Below are 19,636 nucleotides of genomic sequence, written 5' to 3'. Positions count from 1 at the left end.
TTGGTGGGGCAAAAGTACGAAATATAGCAGGATACAACGCGGCTAAACCGCTGTCGTTACGTTAAGGTTGCAGTTGGATAGTCGATTCGGTAACGATTTTGATTTTTTCCTTCGAGAAAAATACCGGGAAATAGCCATTCTCTACCCACAGTGGAAACAAATCGGCGTAGTGCGGGCTATCGGGTTCTCCCGACTGGCCGGGCATATTAATTCCCAGCGTTTTATCCCAGTTTTCGGTATCGACCAGTATTCGAAAGGAGGCACCGTGCGTCTGATTTAGGGAAAACGACGTAGCATTGACGGTTTCGCCGTAACCGCCACGTATGGCCGGGCCAAGGTTTATTTTCTGACGCATCGCTTCATCGACCATGCCACTGAGCGGATGCGTAACGATGATGTGCTTATTTTTTCGCTGCCCATAATTCCAGTCGTTCATGTCTGCGCCCAGACGTTCGGTGAGTTCGGCAACCGCCTTGTCAAGACTGTTGAGTAACAACGTATCACGACCGGATGTAGGCGTAAGCAACGCGTCGATAACGCGCTTCGATGAAAGTGACGTGAGATAAGGACGCGCAACTTTGGGTACATTTTGCTCATAAACAGCACGTTTCAACTGACCTTCCCACGCTACGTAGATAGCAGCCGCTACCGAAGTAGGGTCCAATTTATAATCCCACCGGCGCAAATAGCTCAATGCCTGTTCGGTTTGATTATCGGTCGAAGCTAGATTCTGTAACAGAGGCACAAGCGTACGGGCCGGAATCGACAGGTAATCGGCCTGCAATGCCATGAAATCGCCTAAATTTTTGCGCTTGCCATCCTGCAATACTTCTTCGATGCGATGCGCTCGGGCAGGTGACGACCACGTCCAGCCAATAGCATTTCGGTAGGGGAAATTAGGCGGAGTGAGGTTGTTATTAGCCGTTACAATAAAGCCATTAGCCGGATTTAAGCTATTGGGCAATTGCGGAATGGGCAGATAACCCGCCCACTCGAACCGACCATCGCCGGGAACGGGCACCAGTCCGCTATAATTTTTTCGGATGGGTGAGAGGCCAACCGTTTGCCAGCCGATAGTTCCGGTTTTGTCGGCCCAGATCATATTCTCGCCCGGTATCCGGCTAAACGTGCAGGCTTGTCGAAATTCGGTCCAGTTTTTAGCCTGATTCATGCGTAAACTAGCCAGATAAGGCGCACAACCTCGTTCGAGCGAACCCGCCCGGATGGCGTATGCTTTATGGTTCTCTTTATCTTCGAACACAACCGGGCCGTGATGTGTGTATTTCAACGTAGCCGTAACAGGTTGTCCACCCTTCACCGCGATACGTTCGGTTATAGTTTTCATTGTCAGCCATCCACCTTTGTAGCGGTACTGGTTCGGATTTGCCGGATTTGTCTGGTAGACGTACAAATCTTCGTTGTCGGTTTCGAAAATAGTCAGGCCCCACGCGCCGTACTCGTTATGGCCAATCGAAATGCCCGGTAAGGTTGGCTCGCCAGCACCCACTACGTTCCAGCCCGGCGCATTGAGGTGTACCCAATAACGTAGTGATGGTGTTGCTTGTGAACGGTGCGGATCGTTAGCCATCATCGGATAACCACTCGCCGACTTTGCTCCAGAAATCACCCAGTTGTTTGAACCGACGTACTGTTTTTCGGTATTGAACCATTCATCTGTCGAAGGTTTTACCTGATTACTGGCGTCTTCATCGGCTTTGCTCGATTGGCCGCCAAATTTTAACGGAAGCCGAAATGCTTCATACAATTCCAGAATAGGCTGAAATAACTCATCGCCGTTTACACGTAGCGTCAGATCGGGTTCGCTGGGTTTCGTGGTTGGATGAAACCATTCTAGTTCGCGTAGTTTATCGGCACCGATTAGTTTGACCAGTCGCCCATAGTTCAGTTCGTCGCGCACGTTGTAAATCAGACCCTGATGGCGACTGATTACTACGTCGGTTGTCCAATGTTGCGGTTTTGTCTGAAGCACCCCAAACTCAAACGGAAGCTTTTCGGGGGTTTTCAGAATTTCGGAGATGTAGGCATTAATACCATCGACAAACGCCTGAATAATCTGCGGGCCATGCGGATGGTAATGGGTTAATTCCTGCGTTCGATTGCCCCGAAACTTAAACAGCCTTGTGCCAATATCGCGTTTAATCTCCTGCGGCCCCAGCAATTCGGCCACCGTGCCAGTAGCTTGCCGACGCCAGATTTCGAGTTGAAAAAGGCGGTCTTTGGCGGCTGAATAACCTTGCGCAAAAAATAAATCGCGCTCGTTTTTGGCGTAAATATGATTGACTCCCCACTTGTCGCGGATGATTTCGACGGGTTGCTTAAGCCCTGACACACGTAGCGTCTGATTCGATTGCGACGTACAGCAAAAAGGAATGAAGAACGTAACGAAGAAAAGAAGACGATGCATACCGTTGAAACGATTTGCAGGTAAGATAGTTAAATAAAAAAGGCCTATTGTTACGAATCGCAATAGGCCTTCATGTTAATAAACGCTACGTTATTTCTTCGCGAAATTCTGTAGATTCGTTAGCGCTGTTACGTTGATGATTTTCCAGTCGCCGTTAATTTTCTCGACCACACGCGATTCCTTGGACGTTGTTTTTCCGTGGCTATCGAGCAGCGTTTGATCATACGTAACAAACGCCATGTTGCCATTCTGGTGAATGGTATAGTTCGAATTATGCACCGAAACCTTGTCGGTTAGCTTTTTGCTCTTAAACTGACTTGCAAATAGTTTTTCAAGCTCAGTCCAGCCTCTGATCAATCTGAAATCTCCGCCGTAGAGATTGGCGGCAAAGTTGACGTAGGGTGTATGAGCCCAGGCGTTGGCCCATCTAGCTTTATCGCGGGTAAAAAAACCTTCAGTCTCATTAAACAGCACTTGTTTAATGGCCTCGTTTTCTGACTGGGCAACACTGCCCGTTATAGCACTCAACAATAGGACAATTACTAAAACAGTCGTTTTCATGGCCTTAGTATGTTGATTGTATAATCAAGTTAACGAGTGTTATTGAAATATAAAAATATTATTTTGTATTTTTTGGTTGCGATTTGTCTGTAGAGACAAGGCATGCCTTGTCTCTACAATTACAACACCCCTACATTTTTTTAAGGCTTTATCACTCGAACCGTTTGCTGCTCACGAGCTGTTTGTACACGTATCAGAAACACGCCGTTACTGCCTGTAAGTGGCACCTGTACTTGCTCTTGTGCTCCCGCCTGACCGATGAGTTGCTGGTGCAGTATGCTTCCCTGCTGATTTACCAGTGCCAACCGTACCGCCTGACCGGATACGCCATTAATCTCTACTTCGGCTGCCGAACCGGTTATAGGATTACCTAGCACACGTACCTGTAATTTTGTGCCGATTTCCTGTACACCTTCTCGCGCTCGGTTGCAGGCAGTTTTTAAATTCCAGACGTAGTTCACCGTTACGCCACTTTGACGAGCCATTAACGTAAAAGGTGCTACGTCGCTGGCTGTCCGGCTGTCTTTGTCCACGAACTGGTTCGGGTTTGTGGTCCATCCGGTAATGCCGGGGGCGAAATACTCGATTGACGTACCATCGCCCCCGCTGGTGTTGAAGCGGAAAGCACCCGTAGCGCAATCATACGTGGGAGCCAGTAAGCTCAGTGCACTTCCGGTTGGTGGTGGCGGTGGAGGAGGGGGTGTTCCGGTGCAGTACGCGCCAAAGTCGAACGTATACGTAGCAGTTTTGCCACTTTGCATGGCCGTAATGGTAATGGGTTTAGGATCATTACGTAATCCTGACTCTACCACCCCAAAGTTGTCGGTGACTGAAGCGCGGGCGATACCGGGGGCGCTGTACGTGGTCGGTGAGCCGTCGCTACCACTGGTATTGAACGTAATGGCCCCGGTCTGGCAGTTGTAGGTAGGCTGAGTCAGCGCAAATGAACCACTAGGTGGGGGTGGCGGGTTTGTAGTTGAAACTGTGATTTTGAACGTAGTACTGACTGAGCCTCCACTTGTTGAGGCTGAGATGGTGACGTTATAGACTCCTACGGTGCTGGCCGTTCCGACAAGGACGACGGCTGGCGTGAACGGAAGTTCAGAAATCTTGGCAGAGAGTCCCATTCCCGGTGGCAATCCGCTGGCAGAAATATTCCAGTTAGACCGATAATTGGGGTTACTGCCGAAGTTCGGATCGGAGAAATACGTACCCACCGGAATATAAACCGATTCCCAAACCTTAAAAGACGCATCGGGAATAGTACTCGCACGAGGAGACAACAGGCCCGTAGTAGAACAGGCGGCTTTCAAATCGAAATCAACGCTTACGCTTACACCGTTTTGTATGGCCGTAATCGTAATCACTTTAGGGTCGTTACGTAGTCCAGCTTCTACTGTGCCGAATCGATCAGTTGGAGAATTTCGCTGGATACCGGGCGAAATAAACGTAACAGCCGAACCGTCTCCGCCCGACACATTGAACGTAATTTGTCCTGTTGGGCAGTTATACGATGGCGCAATCATCTGGAGTGGATAGAGTGTCGGCGGTGTTTCAACCCGAAGTTTGATTACCTGAAGATTACTGCTAATCAAGACCAGACTACCATCGCCAGCTCGTGTAATTCCTTTCAAAAAACCATCCGATGGGCCATCGAACGTACGTTGCGCAATCACAGCAAATAATCCCGGATCGCTCGTGCCGACATTGGCCGTACTGACTTTCGTAACCTGTGGATCGGCGCCATTAGTGCGGGACGTATTGCCCACTACGTAGTAATTCAGACCATTTGGATCGGTATAGGACGTAATGAATGCTTTGGTTGGTTGCGGATTGACGCTTCTGGCACGTTTGAAATCACCGTTTCCGTCGACCTCAACCAAAGCGGTTACGGCGGTTGCAGGTTGATGAGAACTAGGCGTAAGGGCCGTTCCTACCAGTGCATATCCGTTTCCGTCGGCGGCCGGAATCACATCATTGATCGTGAGCATTCGAACGACAGAACCCCCAACCGGGCCGCTACTGGTATTGGTAACCGGGAGCGCGCTCAATAGCTTTTGCCAGATCACATTTCCCTGCCCGTCGAGCTTGGCTATCCAGCCGGTATTATCTAATGACGTACTGTTGTTCAGATCAGTAAGTGCGCCAGTTGTGTTATGATAGCCCACAACCAGATACCCGCCGTCGGGTGTGTTTAGCACAGCTTCGCCTTTGGTAACACTCTGATCAGGGTTAGCTGTTGGGTAGGCAATTGCCCAACTCCAGCTAGTTGCACCTGTTTTCTGGATAGAAACCATTGTTTTGGTACTTGACGGAGACAGCGTGTTCAGATACACTGTTCCACCGTCGGGCGTGTTTATCATATCGTCCTTAGCTTCCCCGTATTGCGAAGTTCCGGGAGCTGTACCCGACGCATTTATGGTATTGTGTATACCGGCCCCGCCCCATTCTTGCCCCGCCAACACAACTGATCCATTCGGTAATGGAGCCAACAGGTCAATATTCGTTACAACGGCGTATCCACCTACACAGGGGCAATTGGTAGGGATTTTACCGGCAATGTAGGATGCGCCGGGTAGCGGCCCTGTACGCCAGATTTGATTTCCCTGCAAATCGTACTTTACCACATGCGCCATTTCGTCCGATACAACAATATTACCATCCGATGTTACAGCTACTGAATTACCAATTCGGCTCCACTGGGCATCTGGAATAGCCTGTGCTCCCGCTCGTTGTCCAACCAGCAGACCCAAACCAAGTAGGGCCAGCCAGACGCCTTTTGCTACTGATAAATAGTTTTTTTTCATGGTTTTAGAGAATTTAAGAATGGCTGTGTACTCAACAGTCCAACCGTTAATCGGGCTGGCTTGTCGAAGGTAAGTCGCTGGTAAACATTTTTTTATGAGAGCATTGATGAGAGTCCCCAAATTGAGCGGAATAGTCCCAGAGTTATACGTGAGTGAGAAGAGACGCCGAATTTATTTCGCTTTGGTAGGGCTGGCTGCGATAAATTCGGTGGGCGTTTTCTGGTAAAATTCCTTGAAAACGATGGAGAAGTAAGAGGGTGTTCGGAAGCCAACCTGATAGGCTGTTTCGGCAACGGAATATCCCTGTTGCAGTAGGTCAACGGCTTTACGAAGCCGATACTGACGTATCAATTCGTTGGGTGATAACTGAATCAGGTTGTGGATTTTTCGATAAAGTGTTTTCCGGCTCATAGCCAGCTCATCGGCCAACCAGTCAACATTCAGAGACGTATCGGTCAGGTGTTTGTCGAGTAACGCATAAACCCGGCCCAGAAAAACATCCTGTACAGTAATAGTCGGTTGCAACGTATCGGGCAAGGCCAGTTGCTGACGGTATTGATGCTGTAGTTTTTCGCGATGCGAGAGCAGGTTTCGCAATCGTAATTGTAGTTCGTCCAGATGAAACGGCTTTGCCAGATAATCATCGGCTCCTTCTTGTAATCCTTCGAGCCGACTTTGGTGTGCTGCTTTCGCTGTGAGCAGCACCACGGCAATATGGTTCGTGTCGGGGTGATGCTTGATGTTGTGCGTTAATGCATAACCGTCCATTCGAGGCATCATTATGTCGGAAATAACGATGTCGGGTAGTTCGGTTTGAGTCAGTTGCCAGCCCGATTCACCATCGGCTGCCCGCAGGATGCGGTAAGTTGCAGCCAGTTCTTCAGCCAGAAATTCACGTAGTTCCTCATTGTCTTCCACAATTAACACCAATGAAGTTTTCTCAGTAGATGCTGGTTTCGACGTATTTAGTAGGGGTGAAGTCGGCAGTTGGGTAGCTTTATCTGATTCGCGAGTAGGTAACACGACAACCGGAACGTCTTGATCAACGAGTACCGATTTAACAGGTAGGGTGAGTGTGAACGTAGTACCACTGTCGGGCTGACTTGCTACGTGTATCGAACCACCAATTAACTCAACCAGCTCTTTCACCAGTGCCAGCCCAATGCCCGTACCTTCGTAAGCACGTGTACGGGACGTATCGGCTTGGTAGAACCGGTCAAAAATATGCGGAAGATTCTCGGGCAAAATGCCGATGCCTGAGTCTTTGATGGTTATAATAATGTCAGTGGTTTCAGTATCTGAAGTTCTGGAAACTGCTGATAAAGAAAGTGCTACGTTGCCGCCGTTGCCCGTAAACTTCAAGGCATTCGCCAAAAGATTGGTCAGAATTTTCTCCCATTTATCGGCATCGAACAGGCAGTCAAGAGTGCTACGTTCAGTGGTGAATAGTAACGTTACGTTCTTCTGTTCAGCCGTTTGCTGGAACGATTCTACTACGTATTCGACAAAGCCAATTACTTCGCCACGCATAAGTGATATCTCCATGCGCCCGGCCTCCAGTTTCGACAGGTCGAGGAGTTGGTTAATAAGCCGAAGCAACTGGTCGGCATTACGTTTCATCAGGCCCAGTAACTGCTGGGTAGACGTATCGAAGCGATTGTCAAGTAGTAGTTTCTCAACTGGTGAAATAATAAGGGAAAGCGGTGTCCGGAATTCGTGGGTTATGTTCGAAAAAAAACGCGTTTTCAGCTCGTCCACCGTTTTCAGTTGTTCGGCTTGTCGACGGTTCAGTTCCAGTTCCTGCTGTTGCTTGAGCCGATTCAGGTAGAAACGAATCACTCCCCAAACAATGCCACCTAGCAATAGTGCGTACAAACAATAAGCCCACCAGGTTGCCCACCACGGAGGCCGAATAACGAGCTGAATAGTAGCTTCGTTTGTGGCCCAGGTACCATCGCTATTCGCGGCTTTCACCCGGAACGTATAAGCGCCGGGCGATAGATTGGTGTAGTTAGCAAAATGACGGGTTCCGTTCTGAACCCAATTTTCATCGACGCCAACGAGCTGATACGCATATTGATTTTGCTCGGTCTGTGTGAACGTTAAAGCAGCAAAACTGAACGACAGAAAATTTTCATCGTGTTGTAACGTAACAGTATGGCCTGTGATTGGTCGAAACTGGTCATGGACTTTCAGTTCGGTAATGTGTATAGGCAGTGTTCGGGTATCGTCGCGGATACTGTCGGGGTTGAAATGAACCACGCCATTCAACGTCCCGAAATAGAGCCGATTATCTTGATTGACTACTGCATTTCGTGAAAAATCATTACTGGGTAACCCATTCGTTGTCTGGTAATTACGAGCTTGTTTGGTTCGAGGGTTGAACCGGCAAAGTCCTTTGTCAGTACTTACCCACAGATTTCCGTTCTGGTCACTTGTAAGGCCAACAATGCGGTTGCTGGGTAAACCATCGCGAATGGTAAAGGCTGAGAAACGGCCCGTTTGAGTAGTAAATCGGTTTATACCGCCCTGCTGAGTACCCAGCCAGATCGTGCCATTCCTATCTTCATGAATACTAAGAATGGCGTTGTCGGTTAAACCATTCGACGAGTTGGCTAGATAGTGTACAAAACGCCCGGTTTTTGGATTCAGTCGGGCAATTCCCTGTTTCCGAAAAGGTATCCAGACATCGCCATTCCGGCTGGCGAGCAGGCCATGAACGTATTGATCGGGTAGTCCATTCGGGTTTTTCGAGTCAAATTTATAGTAGCGATAACGATGCGTTTGCGGATTGAAGGAGGCAATTCCCGACTTGGGGGAGACATAGCCACCTATCCATAAATCGCCGGTTGGCCCCCTACTCATGTATTCGGCCGGAACTTCCGCCGGGTAACCACTGAAGCGATTCGTTGCAGCGTCGAAATGATACAAACCCGACCAGGTGCCAATCCAAATGCCCTTTTCTCCGTCAGATAAGAATGCCTGCGTGTAGTTTTTATACCTACCAACAGAGCCCAGTAGGGCAGGAGAAACAGGTTCGGATGTGTGGCTGTTACGTGGCTTATACACCGTGTAGCCGTTGCTGGTCCAGAAGCCACCGTTCTTATCAGGTAGCAACGCAACCACTTTGTTCTCAGGTAAATTGGCCGTGCCTTTGTTCGGATGTACCTGATACGTAACGAATGGTCTATCACTCATAGCCTGTCGGTCAATACCGTTATCAGTACCTACCCAAAGTGTGCCCAAACGGTCTATATAGACCGTTTGAGCGGTACTGCTGCTAATTCCTTTAGGCTCGTTTGAATCTGGACGGTACGTAAAAACCTGATGACGTACTGGATCGATACGTTGTAGACCCGTGGTGGTAGCCATCCAGAAAATACCGTCAGCATCGCTACGTAGCGAATTTAAAAACGTGAACGGATTGATTTGACCGTTCGGATTGTAAGGCTCCAATTGCCAGGGCTGATGGCGAAGATCGAGTCGAAACAAGCCGTAGCCCGCTGTAGCGGTACTTATCCAGAGAACCTGCTGGGCGTCGAGATGAAAGGCAATAAACGTTGGCTGAAGCTCACCAGCAGACACTGAAGCGGGTACCAGCGTATACTGTCCGGTTGCTTGGTTAAACAAATACAAGCCCCGATAAGTACCTACCCAGAATCGGTGCTGCGCATCTTCGAATACGCTTTTTATCGTTGCTTCAGGCTGGGGAACTGGAAAAAGCGTAAAACGATGCCGATCAGGTTCATAACGAGCCAGTCCTCCTAATGAACTGATCCATAGTACATGCCGACTATCTTCGAAAACCGAGTGCTGGTAGTTCCACAAATCGGCATTACGGGCGCGTATCGGATGCGGGGTAACCTGTCCTGTCTGCTTATTTATTTCATGCAGGCCGCCCTGTGTAACTGCCCATAGTCGATTGGCATGGTCTTCGCACAAGCCCGATAGTAAATCGTTCTGAAAACTATGTTGTAGATCGTTTGGGTTCGATTTGATGACAGTAAATGTGTAGCCATCGTATTTGTTCAGCCCGTCGTTGGTGCCAAACCACATGAATCCTTCCTGGTCCTGAAGAATGCAGTTTACCGAATTATTGGAGAGGCCATCCTTTACAGACAGATGCTCAAACTGGGTAACAATCGGCTTGCTGGCTGGCGTAGCTACGTTCGCTTTGTCAGCCCGATCGGGCTGTGAGAATCCCGTCAATTGGGGAATCATCAGAAGCAAAAGCAAAGAAAGACGTACCATAGCTGGCAACGGATTTAGCTCGCCAAAACGAAAAAGAGAGATTTCTCTGATTTCTCATTATCGGGCAAACTAACCAGCAGGTATACCTGAACATACTGACTGTCAATTAGATTGTCTTACTAACCAATACGTAACAAGTAGGCCGATTTACGGCTTTTTTCTCATTCTATTTTTTTTACAACCTGCACAACCTTTCCGTTTTCGATAAGCCGGGTTTTCAGCACGGTTTGTTTTGGAATAGCGAACAAAAGTGTAGGACGGATGGCTGCTGGAAGTGGATTCTTTGTAAGACTGGTATCGGTCATTCGTACATACCGTATCGTCAACGTTGAATCCTGTACAAACACCCGGCTAACGGCAATTTTAGGCGGTTTGTTAGTTGGTGGAAGGACGATGGCGATGGCCGTTTCTTTACTGAAATTTGGCCCATCTGTCCGTTTCTTCTGTAAGGACGTAGCGTCATCCAATTTAAAATTCTTCTCGAATGTATCGGCTTGTTCGGCGATGAATAAGGTGGTTTTTCCTTTGTTTATAGTTGCATCGCTGTTGAGGATATAACCTTTCAGAAGTCGGTACGTTAGATTGATTTGGGCGAACGTAATGACACTTATAAACAGACTAAGAGCAACAAAAATCGATATAAAGACAGGGCGAGGTAGTCGCTTAAAAGAGGCAAAAAAAGACATAATCAGGCGTAAGTAGGTAAGCATACTCTACCTTTTTAACGCCTTATACCTGAATTCGGTATATATATGAAGGGAAATAAATACGATTAGCGGGGATTTTGGCTGGTCTGTTGGGCAGGATTATGCACGTTCATACCCGATACGTTGAAGCAGGAATTATAATTATCACTCTTACATTCGAATAAATCAAACGACTCGATACCTTGCTCTAACCGCTCGAAATAAAGGATAAATGGCACAATTTCGCTGTTTTTGATGTCTCGCGCATCAGGCGTCATCGGAATGCCTTCTGTCTTCAGTAGTTTAAATGTTCGCTTTCCATCTGCCGAAGCTATTAACGCTTTTGGATTAAACGAAATACTACTGCTGCCATAATAATTGTTGTTGCGATCGTTAGGACTCTTGCCATACGTCAGGTAGATCACGGTATAGCTGGCTGTTAGTCGAATGTCTGTTACCCGAATATCCGGGTCTTCGGAATGCCCTAGCCCACCCTGCGGATCAGGATAGAGTCGCTGCTGAAATGAAGCGAGCGGCTGACTATTCTGATAATACTCTGCTCCATCGGCCGGTGCGTTAATGCTCGGCGGTCGATTCGATGCGCAGGCTGAAGCAAGCAGAAGAATAGCGATGAGGGCTTTCATGGTTTTAAATTAAAACCTTTCCTCCGAATAAACAAGTTGAGTTGCAAGGTTATAGAGTTGTAATGTTATAGAGTTATAAGTTGTAAAGTTGGCTAACGACGGACTGGAGATGTCAACTAACCCTACAACCATATAACATTACAACTATATAGCCTTATAAATTTACAACTTCTCAAACCTTCTGTTTGTTTGGGCTTTCAACCGCCATCGTTTCCCAAATCTGGTCGTACACATCGGTGGCTGATAAACTTTTGCCAACAGCCCGGCTGCTTACAAAAACTGGCTGATATTCAGTTGGTACACCAACCCGACCGTGAGAACCTTTTACCAACGTAGCATCCAGCGAAATAACGTTCATCAGGTACCGGAATCCGAGCAGTTTTCGCCCTAATTTATAACCTGCTTTGAGTTTGATGAGCGGGTTTGTCTGATCCATGAACATCTCGACAGGATCGTAGCCGGGTTTCTGGTGAATCGCCACCAATCGGGCATAATCCGGCGCACGAGCATCATCGAGCCAGTAGTAATACGTAAACCAGCTATCGGCATCGGCCATGACTACAAAATCGCCGGAGCGTTCGTGATCGATATGGTATTTTTTCTGCGCTTCCTTATCGAGTACCAGTTCAATGCCGGGCGTATTTTCGAGCAACGACCGAACCTTATTATAAACTGACTTATCGTTGATGTAAACGTGAGCAATCTGGTGATCGGGCGTAGCAAACGCAGGCGAAGCTCCCGCATCGAATACTTCCAGACCGCGCTCTTCCCGATACCGAATCATACCCGCTTCGCGAAGGATGCGATTAATGTGAATTGGTCGGTTTACGTTTGTGATGCCGTATTCTGATAATACAATTACTTCGGCATTCTGCTTTTCGTAGAACTGAATCAAGTCGCGGCAAACGTCATCGATTTCGCGAAGATCGTTTCCAATTTTTACCAAATCCTGCCCAAATTTCTGAACGCAATAATCCAGATGCGGCAGATAAATCAGCGTAAGCGTAGGATTGTGCCATTTATCGACGAGCATCGATGCATCGGCAATCCAACGGCTGCTTTTTATGGTCGTAGCAGGTCCCCAGAACTGGAATAGTGGGAACGTACCGAGTTCTTTCTGAAGCTTGTCGCGCAGGTCTCCGGGGTGGGTATAGCAATCCGGAATTTTCATACCGTCTGACGGGTACTGCGGACGGGGCGTAGCGGAGTAATCGGCAGTAGAATACATATTATACCACCAGAACATCTTCGATACGGTGAAATTCGGGTCGATTTTTTTCGCGCGCTCCCAAATCTTTTCCCCAGCCACCAGTTTATTCGACTGTTTCCAGAACTTCACCTCCGAGTCGGTGCGGTCATACCAGCCATTTCCAACAATGCCGGTTTCGCTGGGCCATTTGCCTGTTACGTAGGTCGATTGCGCCGACGTAGTAAGGGCGGGCAACATGGGTTCAATGTTTGCCTGATGCTTACTGGCAAACCATTGTTTCAAAAAAGGCGTGTTTTCGCCAATCAGCGAATACGACAGGCCCACTACGTCGAGCACTACGGTCTTTTTCATAGAGGAAGAGACAAAGAGTGAACGAGCGAATGAGTGACTATGTAGCGAAAACTCACTCATTCGCTCTTTCACTCTTTAGTTATATGTAAAACCCAGTTTAATTCGCGTTCAATCGAATCGACAATGTCTTTTTTTAGATCTTCCGGTAAAACGCCCCAGGTGTAGGTTTCTACTTCGAGCTGGCTGGTAAACCGTCGCTCACGCTGCAAACGTAGCACCTCCCGAATATCGTCCTGTGTCGATTGAAGAACACCATAATCGGCTACGAATAGCGGTACGTGAAAATGCGAACGCCATTCGGTATGGTCTGTGTTGAAAGCGGCCAATGCATCGGGTAGATCCCGGTAACGTAGCAACTCATCGCTATTAGTACGTGCCACAACCTGATGCAGATACGTTGGCTCATTGAATTGGGCAAATGCCTGCCGAACCGTTTCGCGGTCCGTATTTGAATCGGTGGGAAACTGGGCTTTTAAAGCTGCACTGATTTGTATTTTTCCGACACGTAGCCCGTATTTTTTTAGTTTGTCGAGCACTTCGTCTGGGCGTTCGTAGCCGACCGCAAAATGGCAAACGTCGTAGCAGAGTCGGATGTGTTCGCAAATGGTAGCTTCGGCTTCGGCATCTGAAAAACCAAATTCTTCGCTCAACTGCTCAATACCCATTGGCAACAGATAATCTGTGAACCAGCTAATGAACTCGTCGCCTGTTTCGATAACACCGTCGGGTTCAGGTTCCAGATCGAGGTGCATGAGCCGGTCGGTTTGCCGATGGAGTCGCACCAGTTCCGACACAACCTCCAGTACGTTCTGCGTTGTTTGCGAGAAAATATAATCGCGAGCGGCTGGCTGTTCCCACTCGAACCAGTATCGGTAGGAGAGGGGCGAAGTCGAAACACCACCCTGTATAGCATTGCCTAGTTCATCGACTGGCAACAAGACCGACAGAATGCGGAATAATCGTTTGGTGTATTCAACTCGGGCTTCGGTTGTCCAGTCGGGCGTATGCACATGATCTTTAACCGTGGTATTGTGAAACCCGCCAAACGGGAAACCATTCATGGTATATACGTAGCAATCATTTTCGGCCAGCCAGTGCTGAAACGCAATCAGATTTTCGGGTTGTTCCAGCGCTTCACTAGCTTCATTAGACAGACGTAGACCGATACCAAACGGCGCATCGGGCGATAAACGTTGTTTCAGTTCTGGAACAGCCTGTTGAATGGCCGCAAAGTGCGCATCCCAGGATTCACCCGCATGAATATTTGTACAGTAACCGAGGTGCCCAAGCGAGGTTTTCATAAGTAAAGTAAATCAGGAAGCTAGAGCGTTTCCAGTACGTTATAGGTCTGGTCGTTCGATTCTTTCAACGTAGCAATGGCCTGACGAATGCCTTCATTATCCATGTCGTGTACTTCGACCCCATGACCGATTGCTTTCAATAACATAATTGTCAGTTGACCGCCGAGGTGTTCGCGGAACTCAGAAAGCCCTTTCAATAAGCCCGCGCTTTCATTGGCTGTAAGCATCGGATGATACAGGCTAAAACCTAACGTCTGAAGTGTGGTAAGCACTCGATTGGTATCCGTTTCGCTGAGCCAGCCAAGCTGGTGTGAATAGAGCGTATCGAGCGCAATGCCAATGGCTACTGCTTCGCCGTGACGAATTTCGAAATTGGTAAGCTGTTCGAGTTTATGAGCACTCCAGTGGCCAAAATCCAGCGGTCGCGACGAGCCCATTTCGAAAGGATCGCCACCGGCAATATGCTGAAGGTGCATTTGGGCACAACGGTGGACCAGATAATCCATTGCCGAACGGTCGCGATTGGCGAGTGCCTGTGCATTGGTTTCGAGCCACTCGAAGAACGTAGCATCTTTGATAAGCGCCACTTTTACGGCTTCAGAAATACCTGAACGCCAGTCGCGGTCATCGAGGGTTGTCAGGAACGTACCATCGTTAAAAACCGCTACAGGTGGCGCGAACGTACCCAGAAAGTTTTTCTTATGGCGATAATTGACGCCGTTTTTGACACCAACGCCCGAATCATTTTGCGATAAAACGGTGGTTGGAATCCGAATGTGCCGAATTCCCCGGTGTGAAATGGCGGCTGCGTAACCCACTAAATCGAGAATAGAACCTCCGCCAATGGCCACTACGTAGGCATGACGGTCGATACCGTAACGATCAACTGCATCAACTATTTTTTCGACCAGCGCCGGGTCATTTTTAGCCGCTTCGCCACCCGGTAGGGTTAAAATTTCCGGAACAAAAGCCGTGTATTTAGCCAGATACGTTTTAATGTCAGCAGATAAGGCCGGGTGTGTTTCCATAACGCCAGCATCCAGTACGAACAGAATTGGCTTTTTAAGCTGATCGGCAGATTGCTGTTTGAAGTAATCGGCAAAAAGGGTATTGCTGGTATCGAAAAGATGCTCGGTAAAAAAAACTGTATAGCTAAACCGAACGGCAAATGTCTGTTGCAAGTGATCCATAGTGGATAAAGGCAGCTTTAGCGAGAAAGCCTTTATCCTTCAAAAATACAATCAAATCGTTAATGGTTCCTTATACAGGCTCTATTTATAGCCATAAGGAGTGACATTAATCAGTTTTTCATCGGCTCTCTCAACGAATTACCAGTATAAAACTTTGTATTTAACGGCTCCGTATAGTCGCCAGTAAATCGATAGAAAGGGCGTTGCCACAGCGGTCACTATAGCGTGTTTGATATCCGTAAAACTTAATGGGTTGCGGGGAAGGTGACGTATCACCAAATCGGCGGTAAAAACGGTCCAGATGCTTAAGCCGATTAGTGCAAACGCTATCTGACCCGTTAACAAGCAAATCAAACTGAACGCAGCACTGAGAACGGCTGAATAATACTGCCTTGTCTGCCGACGATACGCAGGAATGCGTTTTTTGAATAAGTCGGGATGGCGTTTGTAGAGCAGTGCATCATAGCTGTTGTTACGTTCATCCTGCAACAAACCATACCACGGACAGGGACGAATGTGATAAACCACCAGTGCTTCGGGGCACTTGCTGATCAGTACGCCAGCCCGTAAAAATTTGAACATCAGGTCGCTATCTTCCCGCCACGACGTATCGAAAGCTTCTTCGAAACCACCGACCTGCTGTAAAATAGATTTCCGGCAGAAGCAATTGGCTGCAATAAATTCGGTTCGTTTCAGCAGCGTAGCCGTTCGGTCGAGGGGAGTTGGTTGTTCGGGCAGAAGCACACGTAACTGACCACTGACCACCTGCGCTCCCCGCTGGAAACAGGCCAGTGCCGACGAAAGCCAGTTCGGTTCGGGAAGGCAGTCTTCGTCTGTAAACGCTATAATATGACCACGAGCCGCCTGCCACCCACGATTTCTTGCCGCTGCCACACCGCGCCGTTCGGGCTGACTCAGGTAACGTACTTCAATAGGACCTCCATCGCGCGCGATCTGTTTTGTGAAAAGCTGGACCGCCGTTTCCGTTTCAGGAGAATTGCCTTCGTCTACTACAATGATTTCAAACTGATGACGTGGAAGCCGTTGCCGTCCCAGTGCATCAAGGCATTTAAGTAACAAAGCAGGTTGTTGATACGTCGGAATTACAACCGAAAATTCAGGTGTCATGGAGTAGGTACTAGTGATTGAGTTGAGTGCGCACCGGATTAAACCTTTGTAGTCTTAGCCAATACGTTACTGCATTGATTAAGGTTGCTTATTCTATGACTGGCGTACTACAAAAACCTGACCAAACACTACGTTGATGTTTAAAATTCTGAGAATTTAAGCTTAGTTGTAAAGCTGAGCAGCTTACCCCTGTATCTTTACTGCTCCATTAATCGATTTCTGTATATATGTCTCGTATTGCTCTCATTACTGGCGCTACGTCGGGCATTGGCCGTGCTACTGCCGAAGCCTTCGCCGACCTTGAATACCGTTTAATTCTTTGTGGCCGTCGGCAAGACCGGCTCGAAGAACTGGAAGAACAGTTGAGCCAGCAAACAACCGTAACGACACTCAATTTCGATGTGCGGAACTGGGTTGAAGTGTATGAATCGATCAATACATTGCCCGAAGAATGGCAAAGTGTTGATATTCTGGTGAATTGCGCTGGAAATGCGCACGGCATGTCGGCCATTCAGGACGGCGACGTAGCAGACTGGGATCAGATGATTGATGGCAATGTTCAGGGATTACTTTACGTATCGAAAGCTATTATGCCCGGTATGGTCGAACGGAAACGGGGCCATATTGTGAATATTAGCTCAATTGCCGGCAAAGAAACGTATGCCAATGGTGCTGTGTATTGTGCCAGCAAAGCTGCCGTTGAAGCCCTTAGCGCAGGCATGCGTCTCGATTTAACCCAGCACGGTATTAAAGTAACCAATATTGCTCCGGGCGCGGTTGAAACCGAATTTTCGGTAGTACGTTTTAAAGGAAATACAGAGCGAGCCTCAAAAATATACGAAGGTTTCACTCCTCTCTCTGCCGAAGATATTGCCGATACTATTGTCTATGCTGTTACAGCTCCTGCTCACGTTACCATTGCCGACATGACGATTCTGGCGGGTGCGCAGGCTGCTGCGATGACCATTCATCGGAAATGATCTTTGGTGAGGCTTAGGAAGTTTATAGCCATTTTGAGCGAGCTATAATCTTTATGATTTTACCACCCCCAACCCCCGCCTGTTTTAGGAGGGGGTTGGGGGTGGTAAAATCAAACTCAAGCCCCTCCTTATAATTCCAAATAGTAAAGCATGCCCCTGTTCTTCTTTGTAGGACATAAACTTTGTCAGGAATTGCATTGAAAACAATTGGCATTGACCTTGGCGGAACCCGCATTAAGGGCGTTTTACTCGATACATCTACTGGTGAAGTCCTGCATAAACAACTGACTCCCACGAACGATAACGAGCACGGAGGCTGGAAAATCGCTGTTGCTCAGGCTGTCGCCGATCTGAAAGCCTACACGTCCGACCCAATTACCCATATTGGTCTGGCAGCACCGGGTTTACCTACCATCGATAATACCGCTATTGCCTGTATGCCCGGCCGGTTGCAGGGCTTAGAAGGTTTTAATTGGGCCGATTGGCTGGGACAACCCGTTCGGGTGCTGAATGATGCCCATGCCGCCCTGATGGCCGAGGCCCGTTTTGGAGCCGCTCGCGATGTTCAGAATGCCGTTATGATTACGCTTGGGACTGGCGTAGGCGGTGGTATGCTGGTCAATGGCCAGTTATATCAGGGCTTTTTTCAGATGGCGGGTCATGTGGGGCACATCACAGTCGATGCCGATGATGAGCAATTGGACGTAACAGGCACACCCGGCAGTCTGGAAGATGCCATTGGCAACGTAACAGTAGGACGACGCTCGTATGGTCGTTACCAAACTACGTATGAACTAGTCGACGCGTATCGACAAGGCGAGCCACTTGCTACGTTGGTCTGGCTCACATCGCTACGTCGACTGGCGGTTGCGCTGGCTTCGGTTGCCAATCTGTGTTCGCCGGAATTGATCATTATTGGCGGAGGTATTACGCAGGCAGGAGATGCCTTATTTGAGCCACTCGCTACGTTCATGGATGTATTTGAGTGGCGTCCTTCAGGAAAAAAGACAATCATTTGTAAAGCACATTTCGATGAATGGGCTGGAGCTATCGGAGCCGCTTCCTGCTGAACAACTACTAATGTGAAGTCAGGTTCTCAAACCTGACTTAGAAAGGTTTCTCAAAACCTAACTAGGAGGGTTCCGGGAAATCGATATGAGTCATGTTTGAGAACCTGACCTCACCAAAACAAATCTGTAAATACCTCTATGAGTATTATAAAACAATATCTGGAACGTACTCAAGACATTCTGACAACGGTTGAAGCACAGACTTTGGCTATTGAACAAGCTGCTAAATGGTTTAGCGAGACAATTCTGGCTGGTCGAATGGTACATCTATTCGGCAGTGGTCATAGTCGAATTATGGTCGAAGAAATGTGGCCTCGTTACGGTTCCTTTGCGGGTTTCAACCCCATTGTCGAACTATCGCTTTCATTTCATAATCTGGTTGTTGGTGCTAACGGACAGCGGCAGGCAATGTTTCTGGAGAACGTACCGGGTCTAGCCGACCGAATACTACGTAATTATGATCTGTCGGAACAAGATTCAGCACTGGTAATTTCGTCGAGCGGCTGTAACGTAGTGCCTATTGAAATGGCTGAACTGTTTCAGCAACGGGGCGTAAAAGTGGTGGCGCTCGTTACAAAACAACATGCTGAAAAAAGTACCAGTAAGCGAAAAGACGGTAAAAAACTCAGCGATTTTGCCGATTTAGTGCTGGACACAGGTGCGCCCGTTGGTGATGCCATGATAACCGTTCCGGGACTTGATACGCCCGTTGCGCCCGGCTCAACAGTGGGTGGAGCGTTACTAGTGAATTGTATCAAAGCCGAAGTAGCTCGATTACTGACCGAAGCTGGGCAACCGCCTAAAGTTCTCTCAGCGGCCAACGTAGTAGGGGCCGAACGGGCTGTTACGTTGTTTGAAGGCGCTTACGATGAACACGCACATCGATTGGCAAAACTCTATCAGCGGGTTGGCATTCCGTCTTATGTTAGTGAAAAATCGAATACACCAACGTAGCAATCAGTAGGACACGTAGCGAATAAGCCGAAAATATTTGGCCCTGACAGGGTCCGGCTGTCGGTGCCAATCAATAAA

13 protein-coding genes are annotated in these 19,636 nt (G+C 48.2%); 3 read left to right on the top strand and 10 right to left on the bottom strand.

Annotated elements, in window-relative coordinates:
• Positions 1 to 61: 61 nt before the first annotated feature.
• The 10 genes from ACYVD4_RS15325 to ACYVD4_RS15280 all read right to left on the bottom strand — a co-directional run bounded on the left by ACYVD4_RS15325 (position 62) and on the right by ACYVD4_RS15280 (position 16,554).
• Complete coding sequence (locus ACYVD4_RS15325) at positions 62 to 2,425, bottom strand: penicillin acylase family protein (protein WP_460947124.1); 2,364 nt, start codon at positions 2,423 to 2,425, stop codon at positions 62 to 64.
• A 90-nt stretch (positions 2,426 to 2,515) separates the two neighbouring features.
• Positions 2,516 to 2,986 carry a hypothetical protein gene (locus ACYVD4_RS15320; RefSeq protein WP_460947122.1) on the bottom strand — a complete coding sequence of 157 codons (471 nt, stop codon included), beginning with the start codon at positions 2,984 to 2,986 and terminating at the stop codon, positions 2,516 to 2,518.
• Positions 2,987 to 3,126: 140 nt separating this feature from the next.
• Entirely contained in the window at positions 3,127 to 5,793 is a 2,667-nt protein-coding gene (locus tag ACYVD4_RS15315; RefSeq protein WP_460947120.1) for a T9SS type A sorting domain-containing protein, read from the bottom strand.
• Between the two features lie 171 nt (positions 5,794 to 5,964).
• A complete protein-coding gene (locus ACYVD4_RS15310; protein WP_460947118.1) occupies positions 5,965 to 10,044 on the bottom strand; it encodes a hybrid sensor histidine kinase/response regulator in 4,080 nt (1,359 codons plus the stop codon).
• Positions 10,045 to 10,205: 161 nt separating this feature from the next.
• On the bottom strand, positions 10,206 to 10,754 hold the full coding sequence (locus tag ACYVD4_RS15305) for a hypothetical protein (RefSeq protein WP_460947116.1): 549 nt from the start codon (positions 10,752 to 10,754) through the stop codon (positions 10,206 to 10,208).
• A gap of 62 nt (positions 10,755 to 10,816) precedes the next feature.
• Complete coding sequence (locus ACYVD4_RS15300; RefSeq protein WP_460947114.1) at positions 10,817 to 11,374, bottom strand: hypothetical protein; 558 nt, start codon at positions 11,372 to 11,374, stop codon at positions 10,817 to 10,819.
• 172 nt (positions 11,375 to 11,546) lie between these two features.
• Positions 11,547 to 12,935 carry an alkaline phosphatase family protein gene (locus ACYVD4_RS15295; RefSeq protein WP_460947112.1) on the bottom strand — a complete coding sequence of 463 codons (1,389 nt, stop codon included), beginning with the start codon at positions 12,933 to 12,935 and terminating at the stop codon, positions 11,547 to 11,549.
• A 68-nt stretch (positions 12,936 to 13,003) separates the two neighbouring features.
• The gene (gene eboE / locus ACYVD4_RS15290) at positions 13,004 to 14,236 is read right to left on the bottom strand and encodes a metabolite traffic protein EboE (protein ID WP_460947110.1); all 1,233 of its coding nucleotides are present in this window, start codon (positions 14,234 to 14,236) and stop codon (positions 13,004 to 13,006) included.
• 20 nt (positions 14,237 to 14,256) lie between these two features.
• Positions 14,257 to 15,426, bottom strand: coding sequence for a 3-dehydroquinate synthase (locus ACYVD4_RS15285; RefSeq protein ID WP_460947108.1), 1,170 nt, complete (start codon positions 15,424 to 15,426; stop codon positions 14,257 to 14,259).
• 138 nt (positions 15,427 to 15,564) lie between these two features.
• Positions 15,565 to 16,554: a glycosyltransferase family 2 protein gene (locus tag ACYVD4_RS15280; RefSeq protein ID WP_460947106.1), complete on the bottom strand. Its 990-nt coding sequence runs from the start codon at positions 16,552 to 16,554 to the stop codon at positions 15,565 to 15,567.
• 227 nt (positions 16,555 to 16,781) lie between these two features.
• On the opposite strand from ACYVD4_RS15280, the gene ACYVD4_RS15275 reads away from it, so the two are divergent.
• The 3 genes from ACYVD4_RS15275 (at position 16,782) to ACYVD4_RS15265 (ending at position 19,558) form a co-directional block, all read left to right on the top strand.
• Positions 16,782 to 17,534, top strand: coding sequence for an SDR family NAD(P)-dependent oxidoreductase (locus tag ACYVD4_RS15275; protein WP_460947103.1), 753 nt, complete (start codon positions 16,782 to 16,784; stop codon positions 17,532 to 17,534).
• 182 nt (positions 17,535 to 17,716) lie between these two features.
• Entirely contained in the window at positions 17,717 to 18,604 is an 888-nt protein-coding gene (locus ACYVD4_RS15270) for an ROK family protein (protein ID WP_460947101.1), read from the top strand.
• Between the two features lie 138 nt (positions 18,605 to 18,742).
• Positions 18,743 to 19,558 carry a sugar isomerase domain-containing protein gene (locus tag ACYVD4_RS15265; RefSeq protein WP_460947098.1) on the top strand — a complete coding sequence of 272 codons (816 nt, stop codon included), beginning with the start codon at positions 18,743 to 18,745 and terminating at the stop codon, positions 19,556 to 19,558.
• Positions 19,559 to 19,636 lie beyond the last annotated feature (78 nt).

It is taken from the genome of Spirosoma daeguense, from assembly GCF_054776875.1.
This window is presented reverse-complemented; position numbering and strand designations above follow the sequence as displayed.

What these genes read in the sequence shown, in the direction of transcription:
- ACYVD4_RS15325 (WP_460947124.1), bottom strand. Translation starts at nt 2,425, where the DNA reads ATGCATCGTCTTCTTTTCTTCGTTACGTTCTTCATTCCTTTTTGCTGT.
- ACYVD4_RS15320 (WP_460947122.1), bottom strand. Translation starts at nt 2,986, where the DNA reads ATGAAAACGACTGTTTTAGTAATTGTCCTATTGTTGAGTGCTATAACG.
- ACYVD4_RS15315 (WP_460947120.1), bottom strand. Translation starts at nt 5,793, where the DNA reads ATGAAAAAAAACTATTTATCAGTAGCAAAAGGCGTCTGGCTGGCCCTA.
- ACYVD4_RS15310 (WP_460947118.1), bottom strand. Translation starts at nt 10,044, where the DNA reads ATGGTACGTCTTTCTTTGCTTTTGCTTCTGATGATTCCCCAATTGACG.
- ACYVD4_RS15305 (WP_460947116.1), bottom strand. Translation starts at nt 10,754, where the DNA reads ATGCTTACCTACTTACGCCTGATTATGTCTTTTTTTGCCTCTTTTAAG.
- ACYVD4_RS15300 (WP_460947114.1), bottom strand. Translation starts at nt 11,374, where the DNA reads ATGAAAGCCCTCATCGCTATTCTTCTGCTTGCTTCAGCCTGCGCATCG.
- ACYVD4_RS15295 (WP_460947112.1), bottom strand. Translation starts at nt 12,935, where the DNA reads ATGAAAAAGACCGTAGTGCTCGACGTAGTGGGCCTGTCGTATTCGCTG.
- eboE (WP_460947110.1), bottom strand. Translation starts at nt 14,236, where the DNA reads ATGAAAACCTCGCTTGGGCACCTCGGTTACTGTACAAATATTCATGCG.
- ACYVD4_RS15285 (WP_460947108.1), bottom strand. Translation starts at nt 15,426, where the DNA reads ATGGATCACTTGCAACAGACATTTGCCGTTCGGTTTAGCTATACAGTT.
- ACYVD4_RS15280 (WP_460947106.1), bottom strand. Translation starts at nt 16,554, where the DNA reads ATGACACCTGAATTTTCGGTTGTAATTCCGACGTATCAACAACCTGCT.
- ACYVD4_RS15275 (WP_460947103.1), top strand. Translation starts at nt 16,782, where the DNA reads ATGTCTCGTATTGCTCTCATTACTGGCGCTACGTCGGGCATTGGCCGT.
- ACYVD4_RS15265 (WP_460947098.1), top strand. Translation starts at nt 18,743, where the DNA reads ATGAGTATTATAAAACAATATCTGGAACGTACTCAAGACATTCTGACA.